Annotated in this window: 13 protein-coding genes; 9 read left to right on the top strand and 4 right to left on the bottom strand. The window is 40.5% G+C overall.

The window, feature by feature from the left end; all coding sequences use genetic code 11:
• Positions 1 to 212 precede the first annotated feature (212 nt).
• From ACX1N5_RS13240 to ACX1N5_RS13265, 6 genes are all read left to right on the top strand, one after another.
• Positions 213 to 1,514, top strand: coding sequence for a dicarboxylate/amino acid:cation symporter (locus ACX1N5_RS13240; RefSeq protein ID WP_458802645.1), 1,302 nt, complete (start codon positions 213 to 215; stop codon positions 1,512 to 1,514).
• 738 nt (positions 1,515 to 2,252) lie between these two features.
• A complete protein-coding gene (locus tag ACX1N5_RS13245; RefSeq protein ID WP_131381677.1) occupies positions 2,253 to 3,317 on the top strand; it encodes a type II asparaginase in 1,065 nt (354 codons plus the stop codon).
• Positions 3,318 to 3,464: 147 nt separating this feature from the next.
• Positions 3,465 to 7,037, top strand: a complete 3,573-nt coding sequence (gene dnaE / locus ACX1N5_RS13250) for a DNA polymerase III subunit alpha (RefSeq protein WP_458802647.1) — start codon at positions 3,465 to 3,467, stop codon at positions 7,035 to 7,037.
• A gap of 15 nt (positions 7,038 to 7,052) precedes the next feature.
• A complete protein-coding gene (locus ACX1N5_RS13255) occupies positions 7,053 to 7,898 on the top strand; it encodes an RNA methyltransferase (RefSeq protein WP_458802649.1) in 846 nt (281 codons plus the stop codon).
• Positions 7,891 to 8,700 carry a serine O-acetyltransferase gene (gene cysE, locus ACX1N5_RS13260; protein WP_004752340.1) on the top strand — a complete coding sequence of 270 codons (810 nt, stop codon included), beginning with the start codon at positions 7,891 to 7,893 and terminating at the stop codon, positions 8,698 to 8,700. The genes ACX1N5_RS13255 and cysE overlap by 8 nt, the downstream gene beginning before the upstream one ends.
• Positions 8,701 to 8,802: 102 nt before the next feature.
• A complete protein-coding gene (locus ACX1N5_RS13265) occupies positions 8,803 to 9,663 on the top strand; it encodes an ABUW_2363 family tetratricopeptide repeat lipoprotein (RefSeq protein WP_131381681.1) in 861 nt (286 codons plus the stop codon).
• 318 nt (positions 9,664 to 9,981) lie between these two features.
• Here ACX1N5_RS13265 and cysN read toward each other — a convergent pair whose 3' ends face one another.
• Both cysN and cysD read right to left on the bottom strand, forming a co-directional pair.
• Positions 9,982 to 11,598, bottom strand: a complete 1,617-nt coding sequence (gene cysN / locus ACX1N5_RS13270) for a sulfate adenylyltransferase subunit CysN (protein ID WP_458802651.1) — start codon at positions 11,596 to 11,598, stop codon at positions 9,982 to 9,984.
• Between the two features lie 39 nt (positions 11,599 to 11,637).
• Positions 11,638 to 12,546 (bottom strand): sulfate adenylyltransferase subunit CysD, encoded by a 909-nt coding sequence (gene cysD / locus ACX1N5_RS13275; RefSeq protein ID WP_004752346.1) that lies wholly within the window; start codon positions 12,544 to 12,546, stop codon positions 11,638 to 11,640.
• A gap of 532 nt (positions 12,547 to 13,078) precedes the next feature.
• On the opposite strand from cysD, the gene ACX1N5_RS13280 reads away from it, so the two are divergent.
• The 3 genes from ACX1N5_RS13280 (at position 13,079) to nfsB (ending at position 15,192) form a co-directional block, all read left to right on the top strand.
• Positions 13,079 to 13,639, top strand: coding sequence for a hypothetical protein (locus ACX1N5_RS13280; protein WP_458802653.1), 561 nt, complete (start codon positions 13,079 to 13,081; stop codon positions 13,637 to 13,639).
• 132 nt (positions 13,640 to 13,771) lie between these two features.
• The gene (locus ACX1N5_RS13285; protein WP_458802655.1) at positions 13,772 to 14,083 is read left to right on the top strand and encodes a hypothetical protein; all 312 of its coding nucleotides are present in this window, start codon (positions 13,772 to 13,774) and stop codon (positions 14,081 to 14,083) included.
• A 455-nt stretch (positions 14,084 to 14,538) separates the two neighbouring features.
• Entirely contained in the window at positions 14,539 to 15,192 is a 654-nt protein-coding gene (nfsB, locus tag ACX1N5_RS13290; RefSeq protein WP_458802657.1) for an oxygen-insensitive NAD(P)H nitroreductase, read from the top strand.
• Positions 15,193 to 15,498: 306 nt separating this feature from the next.
• Here the strand turns inward: nfsB and ACX1N5_RS13295 are convergent, their stop codons facing one another.
• Together ACX1N5_RS13295 and ACX1N5_RS13300 are read right to left on the bottom strand one after the other, a co-directional pair.
• Positions 15,499 to 16,089 (bottom strand): alpha/beta hydrolase, encoded by a 591-nt coding sequence (locus ACX1N5_RS13295; RefSeq protein ID WP_458802660.1) that lies wholly within the window; start codon positions 16,087 to 16,089, stop codon positions 15,499 to 15,501.
• Between the two features lie 12 nt (positions 16,090 to 16,101).
• Positions 16,102 to 16,954: glutathione S-transferase family protein (locus ACX1N5_RS13300; protein WP_458802662.1), on the bottom strand; the 853-nt coding region annotated here is incomplete at its 5' end.

Consider the following 16,954-nt stretch of genomic DNA (forward strand, 5'->3'; position numbering starts at 1 on the left):
TACTACTTTCTTTTTTTGCATTTAACACTGCTTCAAAATCGAGCAACAATGCCAACCTGCACAATAACATTACGACACCCGAATTCGGTCAGAGCAGATACAGATTCAGGAATAGAATCCGTAAAACTGACCGAACTTACAAGGAAAGCTTTCAATCATTCCTAGGCCGCTACTCTCTAGAAAGTGATTGAATCAAATGGATAGAGGTTCGCATGAATCAAAAAAAGCTGCTCAAGTATATTGTATTTGCTATTTTGCTTGGAATTTTGACAGGCTGGATCTGCCATCATTTTTTCAATCAAGGTGAGCAACTTAAGCAAATCGCGTCTTACTTCAATATCATCACAGATGTGTTCTTACGCTTGATCAAAATGATCATTGCACCATTGGTATTTGCGACCATTATTTCAGGTATTGTATCAATGGGAAAATCTGCTTCTCTAGGCAGTATTACCTTTAAATCCATGACTTGGTTTATTACCGCGTCATTCGTTTCACTGGCTATTGGTATGGGACTTGCCAATTTTCTCCAACCAGGTGCAGGATTACATTTAGTCTTGCCGACAGCACAACAAGTCACCAATGCTGCTCTACCAGCAACAACAGGATTTACCCTACAATCATTTATGACGCATGTATTTCCTCGCAGTATTGCAGAGGCGATGGCAAATAATGATATTTTACAAGTTCTGGTTTTTTCAATCTTTTTTGGTTCTGCACTTGCCTATGTTAGCCATGGGAAAGAATCAACGATTATCCGTTTAACAGAAGAACTCAGCAAAGTGATGTTCCGCATCACGGATTATGTCATGTCATTTGCTCCAGTTGCAGTCTTTGCTGCAATGGCATCTGCAATTACGTTACAAGGTTTAGGTCTCATTGTTGATTACGGCGTTTTGATTGCCGAATTCTATTTCGGTTTATTCCTACTTTGGATTGTACTGTTCACTGTGGGTGCAATCGTGCTTAAAAAAGATATCTTTCGCTTAGGCAAACTTATTCGTGAACCAGTCACACTTGCTTTTGCAACAGCATCAAGTGAGTCAGCCTATCCAAAAGTCATGGATGCACTCACCAAGTTTGGTGTACCAAAGAAAATTACCAGCTTTGTTCTACCTTTAGGCTATTCATTTAACCTTGATGGTTCAATGATGTACACCACCTTTGCAGTGCTCTTTATTGCTCAGGCTTATCATATTGAATTGAGTTTTACCCAACAAATTTTAATCTTGTTAACACTCATGGTTACGAGTAAAGGGATTGCGGGTGTTTCTCGAGCATCTATTGTCGTCATTTCAGCAACACTCACCATGTTCCACTTGCCAGAAGCAGGCATCTTGTTACTACTCGGTATTGACCAATTCCTTGATATGGGACGTACTGCAACCAATGTTGTCGGAAATAGTATTGCTACTGCTGTTGTCGCAAAACTTGAAGGTGACAAGGTAGCAGAAACTGAAGAAGCTCCAGAACAAGCATTAATTAACCCAAAACAAGAACAAAATATCGCTTAATTTATTTTACTCCTTAACAGAGCAATTTTATGATGGTTATATAAAATTGCTCTTTTTTACATTTTTAATTAATATCCAAATTTATAATTTTTATACTTATGTCTCAAAAATTAAAACCCAATCATTAAACAACCTTATATAAATAATATAATCCAACTAACTCGTTTTATTTATTTTAATGATAAAAATTAAAAGTAATCCAAATATCACAATGCAAGATTATTAATAAAATAATTTTTAAAAAAATTAGCAGTCCGTATTACTTATTTTAAAATTTATTGGCTAGTCATGGCCTCATAAACACCATTCATTACAATAGATTTTATTAAAAATAATTTAATAAATATCAATAATATAAAAACCACTCAAAAGAAAATTTTATACGATTTTACAAATCACTTTGATGTGTTTCCATACAAACAGAATGATATAAAAATGATCAATTACACAGTAATAAAAAGCATAAATCATCATTTATTATTTTACCGTTTAAAATTAGAGCAAAAGCTGATTATTTTTACAACACTTAGAAAAAATTAATAGATTTTTTTATTATTCCATGTTATTTATTAATCGCAAATAAAAGCAATGACACAGTCATTTTGTTAAAACAAAATATTATTCAATACTGCTTTTTATTGGCTAATGTTTAAACATGCTAAATATGGTATGTATTTCGCTTAAATGCAAGGATGTTTGAACACCATTTACTTTCGTCACTTCATAAGGATATTTTCGATGTTGACTAAAACCGTTAAATCTTTAGGTTTAGCAATGGGCTTACTTGCCTGCTCTCTTCCAATTTATGCCAAAAACAGTGTTGTTGTAGTTGCAACAGGCGGTACGATTGCAGGTGCAGGTGCCAGTTCAACCAACAGCGCAACTTATACAGCAGCAAAAGTTCCTGTCGATGCACTGATTAACGCCGTTCCTCAAGTTCAGGATTTGGCAAATGTGCGTGGTGTACAAGCTTTACAGATTGCATCGGAAAGCATTACCGATAAGGAATTATTAAATCTTGCGCGACAAGTCAATGATTTAGTTAAAAAATCAGATGTAAATGGTATTGTGATCACACATGGTACAGACACCATGGAGGAAACTGCATTTTTCCTGAATTTGGTCGTACATACAGATAAACCGATTGTACTCGTAGGATCAATGCGTCCAAGTACCGCAATGTCTGCCGATGGCCCACTGAACCTGTATAGTGCAGTCGCATTAGCATCTTCAGACTCAGCCAAAGGTAAAGGCGTCATGGTGATGATGAATGATAGTATTTTTGCTGCGCGTGATGTCAGCAAAACCATCAACATTCATACCAATGCTTTTGCAAGCCAATGGGGTGCTTTAGGCACTGTCGTTGAAGGGAAAGCTTACTGGTTCCGCGAAACCCCTAAGCGCCACAACAGTTCTTCTGAATTCAACATTGAATCTATCAAAGGTGACAGCTTGCCTTTAGTTGGTATTGTCTATGGGTCAGATAACATGTTGCCACAATCATACCTTGCACTTCAGCAAGCAGGGGCAAAAGCGATTATTCACGCAGGTACAGGAAATGGTTCAGTTGCCAACTACATCGTACCAACCTTGAATAAATTACAATCTGAAGGCGTGCAAATCGTGCGTTCATCTCGTGTACCTCAAGGTTTTGTGTTACGTAACGCAGAACAACCTGATGATAAATACGGCTGGGTTGCAGCACATGATTTAAACCCTCAAAAGGCGCGCATTTTGACTGCTTTAGCACTCACAAAAACCAAAGATGCCAAAGAAATTCAGCGTATGTTCTATGAATACTAATTTATAAACAGACGCATAGATCCCGAGGCCTTTGACTTCGGGATTTTTTTATCAAAACTGCATAGATTTTCCACAAAGAAAAATTACAGGCTTATATTGTAGAAATAGCATGTTAAAATAAACGTTGCTTTCGCGAAGGACGTTTTTATGCAGCAGTTTGTACATCTTGGTATCCATACAGAATTTTCGATTACCGAATCGATTGTTCGTATACCTGATCTGATTAAAACTGCGGTAAAACAAGAAATGCCCGCCTTGGCATTGACGGACTTGTCGAACCTGCATGCTGCGGTCAAATTCTATAAATCCTGCTTGGGTAAAGGCATTAAGCCGATTTTAGGTAGTACCATTCGCCTAAACGATGCTGAACATAAAGCCACCCTACTCGCAATCGATAACCACGGTTGGCGCAGTATTACCGAACTGGTTTCTCAAGGTTATATCGAAGGGCAACAACTCGACATTCCTTGTGTGCAAAAAGAATGGATCCTTAATCAGAACGAAGGCATTATTGTCCTGCTTGGCATTCACAGCGATGTCGGTCAACTGCTCTGCTCGTCCAATCCGCAAAAAGCTGAGCCATTGTTTCAAGAATGGCATGAAAAGTTTGGCAATCGGGTTTACTTCGCGCTTACCCGCACCAACCGCCCAAATGAAGAAATTTTTATTTCCGAAGCAATTAAACTTGCCGCCAAATATCAGGTTGGTGTTGTCGCACACAATGACGTGCACTTTATTACTGAAGAAGATTTTGAAGCTCACGAAGCCCGCGTCTGCATTGCCGAAGGTTATGTTTTAGCAGATGATCGCCGCCCACGCCTATACAGCCCTGAGCAGTACTTTAAAACTGCTGAGCAAATGATTGAGCTGTTTGCAGATATTCCAAGCGCGATTGACAATACTGTCCAGATTGCCAAACGTTGTAATGTCAGTTTACGTCTAGGCAAATACTTCTTGCCTGACTATCCGATTCCTGAAGGCTTCACCATCGACACCTACTTTGAGCATTTAGCCAAAGAAGGTCTGGAAGAACGCCTTGAACAGCTTTATCCAAGCGCAAAACGCGATGAAGACTGGACAGAAATACGTCAACCTTACGACGAACGCCTACGTTACGAAATCGATATTATTCTTAAAATGGGGTTTCCAGGCTACTTCCTCATCGTCATGGACTTCATTCAGTGGTCGAAAAATAACGGTGTCCCTGTAGGACCTGGACGTGGTTCAGGTGCAGGCTCGCTGGTGGCATTTAGCCTAAAAATTACCGACCTTGATCCTCTGCGTTATGATTTGCTGTTCGAACGTTTCTTAAACCCTGAACGTGTGTCCATGCCCGACTTTGACGTCGATTTTTGTATTGCAGGGCGTGACCGCGTGATTGACTATGTTGCACGTCACTATGGGCGCGATGCAGTATCACAAATTGCGACTTTTGGTACGATGGCAGCGAAAGGTGCAATTCGTGACGTAGCGCGGGTACTGGGTAAGTCTTATGGTTTGGCAGATCGTATTTCTAAAATGGTTCCAACCAAACCGCTCGGTGTGGACTTAGTCACAGCCATTGAAATGGAACCACAGCTCAAAGATATAGTGACCAATCCATCTAACCCAGACTATGACGATGCGTCAGAAATCTGGGAAATGGCGCTGAAACTCGAAGGCATCACCCGAAATACAGGTAAACACGCAGGTGGTGTAGTAATTGCACCAACCAAAATTACCGACTTTTCTGCGGTGATTTGTGATGCAGATGGTACCAACCGCGTTGCCCAATACGATAAAGACGATGTTGAATCAGCAGGTCTGGTCAAATTCGACTTCTTGGGTCTGCGTAACCTGACCGTCATTGAAGATGCTATTCAAAACATCAATAAGCGCCGTGCGGCAGATGAGCAATTGCTCATTTCCAATGTTGCCTTAGATGACCCTCACGCCTATAAAATCTTTGCTGAAGCCAACACCACGGCGGTATTCCAGTTTGAATCCGTTGGTATGAAGCGCATGCTCAAAGAAGCACGCCCGAGCAAGTTTGAAGAGATTATTGCGTTTGTATCCTTGTACCGTCCAGGCCCAATGGATCTGATTCCTGACTTTATTCACCGTATGCACGGTGGGGAGTTTGAGTATTTACATCCACTGTTAGAAGGTGTACTTGAACCGACTTATGGCATTATGGTGTATCAGGAACAGGTGATGCAGGCGGCACAGTACTGCGCGGGTTACACCCTCGGTGGTGCGGACTTACTGCGTCGTGCCATGGGTAAAAAGAAACCCGAAGAAATGGTCAAGCAGCGCCAGATCTTTATTGAAGGTGCGGCTAAAAAAGATATTGATGAAGCCACAGCCAACCATATCTTTGACTATATGGAAAAGTTCGCAGGCTACGGTTTTAACAAATCGCACGCTGCAGCCTATGCACTGGTTGCCTATCATACTGCATGGCTAAAAGCACACTACCCTGCTGAATTTATGGCGGCGGTGATGTCTTCGGAAATGCAGAACACAGACAACGTAGTGTTCTTGATCGATGACTGCCGTAGCAATGGACTAGAGGTCTTTCCACCATCGGTCAACATGTCACTGTATCATTTCCATGCCAGCGCTGAACGTACTATTGTTTATGGTTTGGGAGCGATCAAAGGTGTCGGTGAACAAGCCATGCAATCGGTGATCGAGTCTCGCGAAAAAGATGGTCCTTATCAGGATTTATTTGATTTCTGTCACCGCATTGACCTGAAAAAAATCAATAAACGTACCCTCGAAGCCCTGATTCGCGCGGGTGCGCTTGACTGTTTGGGTATTGAACGTGCAAGCCTGATGGCACAGCTTCCTGAAGCAGTGCAAGCAGCCGAACAGGCACGTCAAAACCGTGAAACAGGCATTATGGATCTGTTTGGTGAAGTCGAAGAAGTTCAGCGTAAGCCCACAAAACCTGTTAAACCGTGGTCAGATGAAGTTCGCTTGAAAGGTGAAAAGGATACACTAGGCTTATACCTGACGGGTCACCCGATTGATGTGTATCGCTCAGAACTCAAAGCATTTATTCCAAGTAAAATCAGTGAATTGAGTCCGACCCGCCGAGGACAAACCACTGTATTTGCAGGTTTAGTGATGGATGTTGCCAACTTCCCGAACCGTATGATGATCACGCTTGATGATGGCACAGCCCGTATTGAAGTCAGTTGCAACCATGAACGCTTCCAGCGCTTTAAAGAAATCATTCAAAATGAGCGTGTGGTGATCATTGAAGGTGAAATTTATGAGCGTGAAGGCTTTGAACGCCCGATGGCGCGTTTAACCAAAGCCTTTGACCTCAACGAAATTCGTCAAAAACGCGCACAGAATATTCAGATCAAACTTGATCAGCACAGTTTTAACCCAAACTTATCAGCAGATTTACAGCAACTGTTGCAACCCTTTAAGCAATTGCCCGAGTATCAACATATTCCTGTGGTCTTAAAACTCGATTTTAGCTATGCACAGGCAGAACTGCATTTTGCTGATCACTGGAAAATCGCACCTACAGATGATGCTTTGCGTAAACTGCGGGATTATTTCGGTAAAGATGCACTGTATGTGGAATACCACGTCAAGTCCAAAGCGGCTAAAGCCATCAGTCTTGAAGAAGCTCAGGTGGCAAATGTACCTCCTCCGCCTGCCAACATGAGCATGGATGAAGCACTTGATTTATATCAGGCTGAAGTCAGTCAGTATTCGTAACATTTTGGAATAACTATGAAAACTTTTGATAATGCGATGGTGTCATCGCATTTAAACCATGTGCGTATTGTCATGGTCAACACTACTTTACCAGCCAATATTGGCAGTGCCTTGCGCGCCATGAAAACCATGGGGCTCAGCAAACTGGTACTGGTTGCACCAAAGACTTACCCGCATCCAGATATTGATGCTTTAGCTGCAGGCGCAGCCGATCTGATTGAACAGATTGAAATTGTAGAAACGCTTGAGCAAGCAATTGCTGATTGTCACTTGGTCTTTGGCACCAGTGCACGTAGCCGCACCATTCCTTGGCCTCTGCTGGATGTGCGTCCTGCCAGTGAAAAAGCTCTGCAAGCTGTGGTACAGCAACAACAGGAAGTTGCGATTATTTTTGGGCGTGAAGATCGCGGTTTGACCAATGAAGAACTGGCGCTTGCCAACTACCATGTGACTATTCCAGTCAATACAGAATATGGCGTGTTAAACGTTGCTCAGGCGATTCAGATTATTTGCTATGAACTGCGGATGGCAACGCTCGCATACGAACAACAAGACAATAACAACGATGTGCAAAGCATGCCTGTAAATAACCAGATTGACATGCACTGGGATGAACCACTGGTGACTCAGGAACAGATGCAACAATTTTATCCGCATTTAGAAAAAATGCTTGAAGAAATTGAATTTTTAGATCTAAATAATCCAAGACTACTGCCATTACGTTTACGACGTTTATTCGGCAGAATTCAGCTTGACCGTATGGAATATAATTTATTACGCGGTATCTTTACCCGTGTACAGGCGCTCAGCCAAGGCAAATGGAAAAAATCGACAGATAAGGAGGATCAGCCCCATGTTTAAGCAGCTCAAAGAAGATATCAATGCTGTTTTTGCTCGAGATCCAGCCGCACGCAACACTTTGGAAGTTTTGACAACGTATCCTGGGATTCATGCGCTGATCATGCACCGCATGGCACATGAATTGTGGAAGAAGAACTGTAAAGGAAGTGCGCGTGCCTTATCCTCTTTTAGCCGCTTTGTGACAGGGATTGAGATTCACCCAGGTGCAAAAATTGGTAAGCGTTTTTTCATTGACCACGGTATGGGTGTGGTGATTGGTGAAACCGCAGAAATTGGCGATGATGTGACGTTATATCATGGCGTGACACTCGGAGGCACGACATGGAATAAAGGCAAACGCCACCCAACCCTTGAAGATGGCGTAATTGTCGGCGCGGGCGCCAAAATCTTAGGGCCATTTACCGTACATAAAAATGCCAAAGTCGGTTCAAATGCTGTTGTAACTAAAGAAGTTCCTGAAGGCGTAACTGCTGTGGGCAACCCTGCTCGCTACATCTTTAAAGATAAAGATAAAAATGCTGAAGAGGCACGCCGCCGTGACTATGCTGAACAAATTGGCTTCCAACCGTATGCAGCGTCTCAGGATCAAACCGATCCAATTTTAGAAGGTATTCGTGTTTTACTTGATCGCATGCAAAACAATGAGCAACGTATGAATACACTATGCCAGCGCTTGTCTTTGCTTGACCCGACCTTTAAAAAGCAACAAACTGAACAGCAACCGTATAGTGAAGAAGAGCTGAAAATTATTGAGGAAGTGCGTCGCGAGTGTGAATCTCAGACTCGTCAGTCAAAAATCTAAAACCGTGAATAGCATACTGTTACACGCTTGTGCTTGTATGCAGTTTTGCTTTTTTTTAGACTTCTAAAATATCGTTTGCCATCAACCACATTGGAAACCAAGATGAGATTAAAATCTATAGCAACTATGCTGATGACAGCAACATTTCTTTCAGCATGTAGCCCTGTTGCTGTAAAAAATAATAATAATTCTCAAAATACTCCGATTGTTTTTACTGAACCAGAGGTTAGCCCGCCATTTTATGCGTTGAACCCATTTAACTATACTGCGCCACCTGCCTTTGAAATTGACTTAAAAAATGCAAATACCAACAAGCTCATTGTACCAACAATTGGTAATAAGCAAGCCAACATGAAATATGCGGCATCAGCAGGTCAAAATGAGTTAGATGTCACACATATTGATGATTTCTTACAGCTTGTTGAAGGAAAAGCACGCCACTATCCACCACAGTTCACAAATCGTAATGAACGCCGTGGTTATGAAGCAAAATTACGTGAAATTAGCGTTCAGCTTGATGCTTTAGCTAGCAATGACAACGCATCTTATGATGTTTTAGTTCGTGCATTTAAAGTCAGCGTCATGGCGCGTAATTTGGATATGGGAACACAGTACACCACCAAATCACTTAAATATGCACAACGCCTTATCAAGATGAATCCAAATGATCCAACCACAAACTTCTGGTTTGGTTTCTCTTTATCTGAAGGTGGTGGTCAGCATGAAGCTGTTCCTTATTTAGACAAAGCTATGAAAGGTGGTGTTCAAGAGGCTTATTTGTCTGCGGTCAATAATTATTTATTCCTTGAACAACGCAAAAATGCGCTTGCAACTTTGTCAACTTATAAAGCTAAATACCCTGAAGAACGTCAAGTTGCTGATCGTTTATTGATGGAAATTCAAAAACAAGGTCGCACCAATGTTTGGGAAAACCTAACTGCCATGAAACAAGGCCGATACTAAAATATTCTCTAAGGTTTAAATCTTGTCATGACCTGAAATAGGTTGACAATATTTCATATAAAACCGAGTCAAAGAATTGACTCGGTTTTATATTTTCTCAGGCAGTGGATCTGAGCGAAGCAGATTTAAACTCAAATATAGGAAGTAAATGAATCAAATCAGTTTCCTATATAAATTTAAGCATTTACGGATACGAATAAAATAAGATTCAAATATATCAGCCTATTTCAATAGCATAATGAGAATTTAATCAAAAAGCCCAATCATCTGATTGGGCTTTTTCGTTTATTCAGTTGATATATCAACTGAAACTAAAACTTAGAGTTGTACAAGCTCTTGGATATATTGAACCGCAGCATCAAACTCGGTCAATGTAACAGTCGAATCTGCCTGTTCAGCATCATCAACAATCACAGCCACGCCTGTTTCACGTAACAAACTGATTTGTTCAGCCGTTAAGCCTGCTTTAGCTACTGCAACCACACCTGTTTCAAGCAATGCGCGTTCAAGCTGTTGTGCCTGAGCAAAGACTTCAGCAGTCACAGCCAATACCGCAGGTTTTTGACCTAAACGTGCAGCACGTTCTTCAGCAGTCACAGGGCTTGTATGTGCAGTCCATTCAACAGACTCTTCCACCATACCTGCACCCACAGTGACGTTGTTCAAACGGTCGATGAAGATGAATGAACCTGTGTAACGACTGTCTTGATAACGGTCAAATACCACTGGCGCATCAAACTCGATGGTGACATTGGCAATTGCGTTCAATTCCAATGCTTCAACCTGAACATGCTCAAGTGTATTGACATTGGTACGGAAGTTAATCGCAGTCACTTTGGCAGGAACAGTTTGCGTACCCACTTTCAAGTTATACAGCTTACCCACCACCAACGGATGATCAGCCATCCACACCACAGTTGCTTTCACTGAACGAGAAATCGTTGGAGCCGCTTGATCTGCACGTACCAGCATGTTACCGCGTGATACATCGATCTCGTCATTTAACGTCAACGTCACTGCTTGACCTGCAAATGCGTGTTGCAAATTGCCATCAAAAGTTACGATTTCTTTCACAGTTGAAGACTTACCCGATGGTAAAGCCACAACTTTATCGCCTACGTTGATTTCACCGAGTGCAATTGTGCCTGCGAAACCACGGAAATCGAGGTTAGGACGGTTAACATACTGCACAGGGAAACGGAAATCGTGTTTTTCAGTATTACGATTAATCTGAACCGATTCCAGCGTACCCATCAAGGTTTCGCCTGTATACCATGGCGTGTTTACAGATTTATTCACCACATTATCGCCATTCAATGCAGAGATTGGCGTAAAGATGATGTTGCTTGGCTTACGGTCACCCAACTGGTTCACGAAGTTCGCATAGTCCGCTTGAATCTCATTGAAGCGTGCTTCAGAGAATTCCACCAAGTCCATTTTGTTGATCGCAACAATAATGTTCTTAATGCCAAGCAAACTTGCAATATACGTGTGACGACGAGTCTGGGTTTGTACACCATAACGCGCATCGATCAAGATGATCGCAAGGTCACAAGTAGACGCACCAGTTGCCATGTTACGGGTATATTGCTCGTGCCCTGGAGTATCCGCAATGATGAACTTACGTTTTTCAGTTGAGAAATAACGGTAAGCCACATCAATGGTAATACCCTGCTCACGCTCGGCTTGTAGACCATCGACAAGAAGTGCCAAGTCAGGTGCATCACCTGTTGTACCGACTTTTTTACTGTCACGGGTAACCGCTTGTAATTGATCTTCATAAATCAATTTTGAATCATACAGTAAACGACCAATTAAGGTACTTTTACCGTCATCGACATTACCACAGGTTAAAAAACGCAGTAAGTCTTTGTTTTCATGTTGTTTCAAATATGCCAAAATATCTTGGCTAATTAGATCTGATTGATGCGACATCGCTCAAACTCCACAAATTCGTTAGAAATCAGTATTTGCTTAGAAATAGCCTTCTTGCTTTTTCTTTTCCATCGAGCCTGCTTCATCATGGTCAATCATACGACCTTGACGCTCAGAGCTTGTGGCTAAAAGCATTTCTTGAATAATTTCTGGCAAGGTGTCCGCAGTTGACTCAACTGCACCTGTTAACGGATAACAGCCAAGCGTACGGAAACGTACCGATTTCATTTGTGGAACTTCACCTTCACGTAGTGGGAAGCGCTCATCATCGATCATGATCAATGTGCCATCACGTTCAACCACAGGACGTTCTGCAGCCAAATACAATGGAACCAATGGAATATTTTCCAAATAAATATATTGCCAGATGTCTAGCTCAGTCCAGTTAGACAATGGGAAAACACGGATGCTTTCGCCTTTGTTGACTTTACCGTTATAGATATTCCAAAGCTCTGGACGTTGGTTTTTCGGATCCCAACGGTGTTTGCTATCACGGAATGAATACACACGCTCTTTGGCACGCGATTTTTCTTCGTCACGGCGCGCGCCGCCAAAAGCAGCATCGAACTTGTATTTATCCAACGCTTGTTTTAAACCTTGCGTTTTCATGATGTCAGTATATTTTGAACTACCGTGATCGAACGGGTTAATATTCTGCGCGATACCTTCCAGATTTTTATGTTCAATCAATTCAAGACCAAGTCGCTTAACCATTTCATCACGGAAAGTGATCATGTCCTTGAATTTCCACCCAGTATTCACATGCAATAATGGAAATGGCAATTTTGCAGGATAAAAAGCCTTCATTGCCAAATGCAACATTACTGCTGAGTCTTTACCAATCGAGTAAAGCATGACGGGATTTTCAAATTCCGCAGCGACTTCTCGAATAATATGAATACTTTCAGCCTCAAGCTGTTTAAGGTGAGTTAATCTTTCCTCAGTCATTGATATACCCAGCTACACGGAGATTTTGCGCTTTATGTTAGCATGTCTGAAGCATAATAGTGCGGCTCTAAATCATTACGATTTCTGAATACCTAAATCATTTTTTCTACTTTAGAAGTTTTATTTTTCAAAGGTTTGCTGATTAAGCATTTAGCTCATTTGCAGTTTTATTCATAAGCTATGCATTATATTTCATATAGACCAACCACGCTAAAGCATCGTGTATTTTTATATCAGAAGATCATCTTCTGTTGCATGTATTATACAAACATAAACTTTGATTTAAAACTTTCATCAATCGACTTCTTTCATAATTGCCTACACCCTCTTTATTTTTCTCCCATAGGTAGAAATAAAAAGAACTTATACAAGAAGTCTAATCTGACTGATTGTTGCTTCTAAAAGGAATTTTAAAACATTAGAATAGTCAAAATTCCTAATCAAAACTTGGCACAATCTTAGATATTTGACAGATCATCACTTTTCTCCCTATGATCGGAATCAATCATCATAAAAATTAATGTAACAAGCGATGCCTATCAACAATAAATATCTACCTCACTATCATTTTATAGAAACCCATTCGATAAAAATCGCAGCATCTCAAGCGGATGTAATGCATGCTGTGCTCAATTATCAAGGTGATGATGACGCTTTTTTCAAATTTGCGATTGGCTTAAGAGAGCTACCCATCAGGTTTCTTGACAAAATCACGGGGCAACAACGCATTTCCAAACAAGCCTTCGGTTTAGATAATTTCACAAGATTAGAACACATCGAACAGCAAGAACTAATGATGGGCTTAGCGGGGAAATTTTGGAAACTCAATTATGGGCAAGAGCCTATTCTTGACGCAGCATCTTTTTTAGCATTTTCAGAATCAGGCTCGGCCAAACTGACGCTGCATTTTTGGGCTGAAAAAATCAGTGACACGCACACACTACTCACGACTGAAACGCGTGTATTTTGTGTAGATCAAAAAGCGTTGTCTAGCTTTCGACCCTATTGGTATCTGATTCGGCCTGTGAGTGGCTTAATTCGCAAGCGCATCTTAATGAAAATCCAAAAGAATTGTCAGGTTCAACATACCTAATCATTAGGCTTCTTTCATCAGCACCTTTTATTTCTCACTATGGCAGCAAAACAATAAATTATGTAACAATTTGTTTTTATACAAATTATAGTGTTTATTTTTTAAATATTTATATCCTTAATAAGAGATTTTATGAAAAACGAAATTATGAGTAAGTCTGAAGTAAATTTTATTCTTACTTTATTTTTTAGTCTGGTAGGTTACTCGATCTTTATCTTTTATCTTCTTGCTAAAAGGAGTAAAGGAATAAACTATTTCGAAGATCTTTACTCAGTAAACCGTTTTTTTGCATATTTTTTTGGATTTTTAGTTTTTATTGTGGGGCACAAAATTAAAAAAGATGCAAAACAAGGAAAAATACAATTTCAAAATTTTTTAGGATTCATTTTGGCTTTTAGTATTGGTGTTTTATTGAGCTCTATGTTTTTTACTATTGTTTTATGATTATTGAATTATAGTACCGCTTTGATTTCTCAGATTTACGTATCATTCAATCTAGATCTCTTTATTGAAGATATACGTTCATTTCCCGACAGTACAAAGCAACTATCTACTGTACTTTGATAAAAACTTATCATCCACACTTAAAAAAATGAGGATGATCTTGATTTTCTTTAAACTGATTGTGATGCAATGCAAAATTCAATCATTTCCGTAAATCTTTCTCTTAGAACGCCAAAGCATTTGTATTTAAAATTTGAATAACATTATTAAGTAATGTGAAGTGAGAGGTACATCTCACAAAAAATCTCTGATAAATTCTCAATCTGCGTTTAAATTCCGTTAAAAAGAGATATTTCACGCATTCTCTTACGGTAATTTTGTTGTGTTTTGAGAGAATGTCCACATATTATCACATGATGAGTTAAACCCGAATTTGATCATAATTAGGATAGCATATGGATCTTTTAGCCCTTGCCCAACAACGCTACACCACCAAAGCATACGACCCAAATAAAAAAATCCCGCAAGACCAGATTGATCTTCTCCTTGAAGTACTACGTTTAGCTCCTTCATCGATTAACATCCAGCCTTGGCATTTTTTGGTGATACAAAGCCCTGAAGCGAAACAGCGTGTAACCAAAGCCATGACTGGAACCTATGCCTACAATGCGCCTAAAGTGCTCGACTCTTCACATACCATTGTGTTGTGTACACGTAATGACGCCACTGAAGCCTATTTGGAACAACTGGTTGAGCGCGATGATGAATTGGGCCGTTTCAAAGATGCAGCGACTAAACAGGCACAGCGTGAAACTCGTGCAGGTTATATCGACTATTATCGCAACGAAAAAGGTAATATTAAGCACTGGATGGAAACCCAGACCTTTATTGCACTGGGTGAATTGCTTTTGGCTGCACCGATTTTAGGAATTGATGCGACTCCGATTGGCGGCTTTGATGATGCTGTGATGAATCAAGAATTTGATTTAGTTAATCAGGGTTATCATAGTTCTGTCGTGTTAACTTTGGGCTATCGCAGCGAGCAAGACTTTAATGCGAAATTACCAAAATCACGCTTAAGTAAAGAAGAGCTATTTACTATTCTTTGATTTTATTCATTTTGTTTTACAGTATGGCTTAGGCTATTTTAGCTTAAGCCATACTCATTGCCTAACATGCCCCAGCAACCACATAACGGTGATTAAATCTGCCAAGCAGAAAAAACTTCTCGGTAACAACATAACCAGTAAATCAATCAGTCACCACGGCATTTCTTATCAATTCAAATGTGTACAATCAGATTGGAACCTCAAACAACACAAAAGACTCATCATGACATAGCTTCAGAAACCATCATTTGTAAAGCTGAGCAAAAATGAAGCTCATGTATACACACCCAGATTTTTATAAACTACTTAAAAAAAATTTAAGCTTTGTTCCAATTCAGTCCGGTTAATGCTGTGCCCAAGACCATCAAATAAATGTACCGTTGTATTAAAACCCGCTTGAGTTAAATACTGCTCTGCCTGAATCGATTCAGTAGCAGGAATGACCGTATCACTCTGACCATGTAGCAGTAAAATTTTAGGTTTATAAGCCAAATCTGCTTGAATTGGGCTGGATAACCGTCCAGAAAAACCAATCACGCCAGCAACAGCCCAACGCCCTGACACCACAGCATCGAGTGCCATAATGGTGCCTTGTGAAAACCCACAAAATACCACCTGATCCAAATGATCTTGTAACTGATGTTGCTCTAAAATTTGTTGAATTGTCTGATCAAAAGCAGGACGTGCCTGTTCAATTCGCTGTAACCGATTCTCTACAGTAACCCCATCAATACTGAACCACTGAAAGGCTTCAGGGCTATTCATAAATCGATAAGGTGCATTCGGCGCTGCAATTTGTAGTTCAGGATAATGATGTTGCCAAAACTTGCCCACAGGCAATAAATCTGCGCCCTGACTCCCAACACCATGCAAGAAAATCACCAGTTTAATTTTCATCGTATTCTCACCTTATACGGGTAACTGAAAGTTAATTTCGGGTCCAACAGGCACAATACCTAAAGGATTTAAGGACTTAATTGAATAATATCCCTGTTTGATATGCTCAAAATTCACCGTCTGAGCAACACCAGGAATCATGAGAATATCCTGTACATAGCGCATTAAATGTGGATAGTTACGCAACTGTTTCAGATTACATTTAAACAAACCATGATATGCCACGTCGAAACGAATTAAAGTCACAAATAGACGAATATCCGTTTCGGTCAATTCATTTCCAAACAAATAACGGCGTTGTGACAATCGTACTTCGAGTTGTTCCAGCATTTCAAAAACATCCACCACTGCATGCTCATACGCGATTTGTGTTGTTGCAAAACCAGCGCGATACACACCATTATTGAGTTTTTGATAAATCTGTTCATTCAGTGCATCGATTTCAGACTGTAGCTTTTGCGGATACAACTCGTAATCGGACTGCGCAAGATTAGCAAATCCAGAATTAAACATTCGTACAATATCGGACGATTCATTATTAACAATCGTTTTACGCTTTTTATCCCAAAGCACAGGTACAGTTGCCCGCCCAGTGAAATTCGGGTCAGCAAGCGTATAAATCTCATGCATATATTGTTTATGATTGAGGCTATCTTGGTCTGCTGAAAAGGCATGTCCGAAACGCCAGCCAAAGTCGCTCAATTGAGGTTCAACCACAGAAACCGACACAATATCGGTTAAGCCTTTTAATTCACGGGCAATCAGCGTCCGTGATGCCCAAGGACAAATCAGCGCAACATACAAATGATAGCGTCCTTTTTCTGCCTGAAAACCACCCTCACCTGTTTGACCTGCCTGACCATCA

It is taken from the genome of Acinetobacter sp. ANC 4636 (assembly GCF_054454555.1).

Coding starts and splice junctions, on each gene's coding strand:
- ACX1N5_RS13240 (WP_458802645.1), top strand. CDS start 213: ATGAATCAAAAAAAGCTGCTCAAGTATATTGTATTTGCTATTTTGCTT.
- ACX1N5_RS13245 (WP_131381677.1), top strand. CDS start 2,253: ATGTTGACTAAAACCGTTAAATCTTTAGGTTTAGCAATGGGCTTACTT.
- dnaE (WP_458802647.1), top strand. CDS start 3,465: ATGCAGCAGTTTGTACATCTTGGTATCCATACAGAATTTTCGATTACC.
- ACX1N5_RS13255 (WP_458802649.1), top strand. CDS start 7,053: ATGAAAACTTTTGATAATGCGATGGTGTCATCGCATTTAAACCATGTG.
- cysE (WP_004752340.1), top strand. CDS start 7,891: ATGTTTAAGCAGCTCAAAGAAGATATCAATGCTGTTTTTGCTCGAGAT.
- ACX1N5_RS13265 (WP_131381681.1), top strand. CDS start 8,803: ATGAGATTAAAATCTATAGCAACTATGCTGATGACAGCAACATTTCTT.
- cysN (WP_458802651.1), bottom strand. CDS start 11,598: ATGTCGCATCAATCAGATCTAATTAGCCAAGATATTTTGGCATATTTG.
- cysD (WP_004752346.1), bottom strand. CDS start 12,546: ATGACTGAGGAAAGATTAACTCACCTTAAACAGCTTGAGGCTGAAAGT.
- ACX1N5_RS13280 (WP_458802653.1), top strand. CDS start 13,079: ATGCCTATCAACAATAAATATCTACCTCACTATCATTTTATAGAAACC.
- ACX1N5_RS13285 (WP_458802655.1), top strand. CDS start 13,772: ATGAAAAACGAAATTATGAGTAAGTCTGAAGTAAATTTTATTCTTACT.
- nfsB (WP_458802657.1), top strand. CDS start 14,539: ATGGATCTTTTAGCCCTTGCCCAACAACGCTACACCACCAAAGCATAC.
- ACX1N5_RS13295 (WP_458802660.1), bottom strand. CDS start 16,089: ATGAAAATTAAACTGGTGATTTTCTTGCATGGTGTTGGGAGTCAGGGC.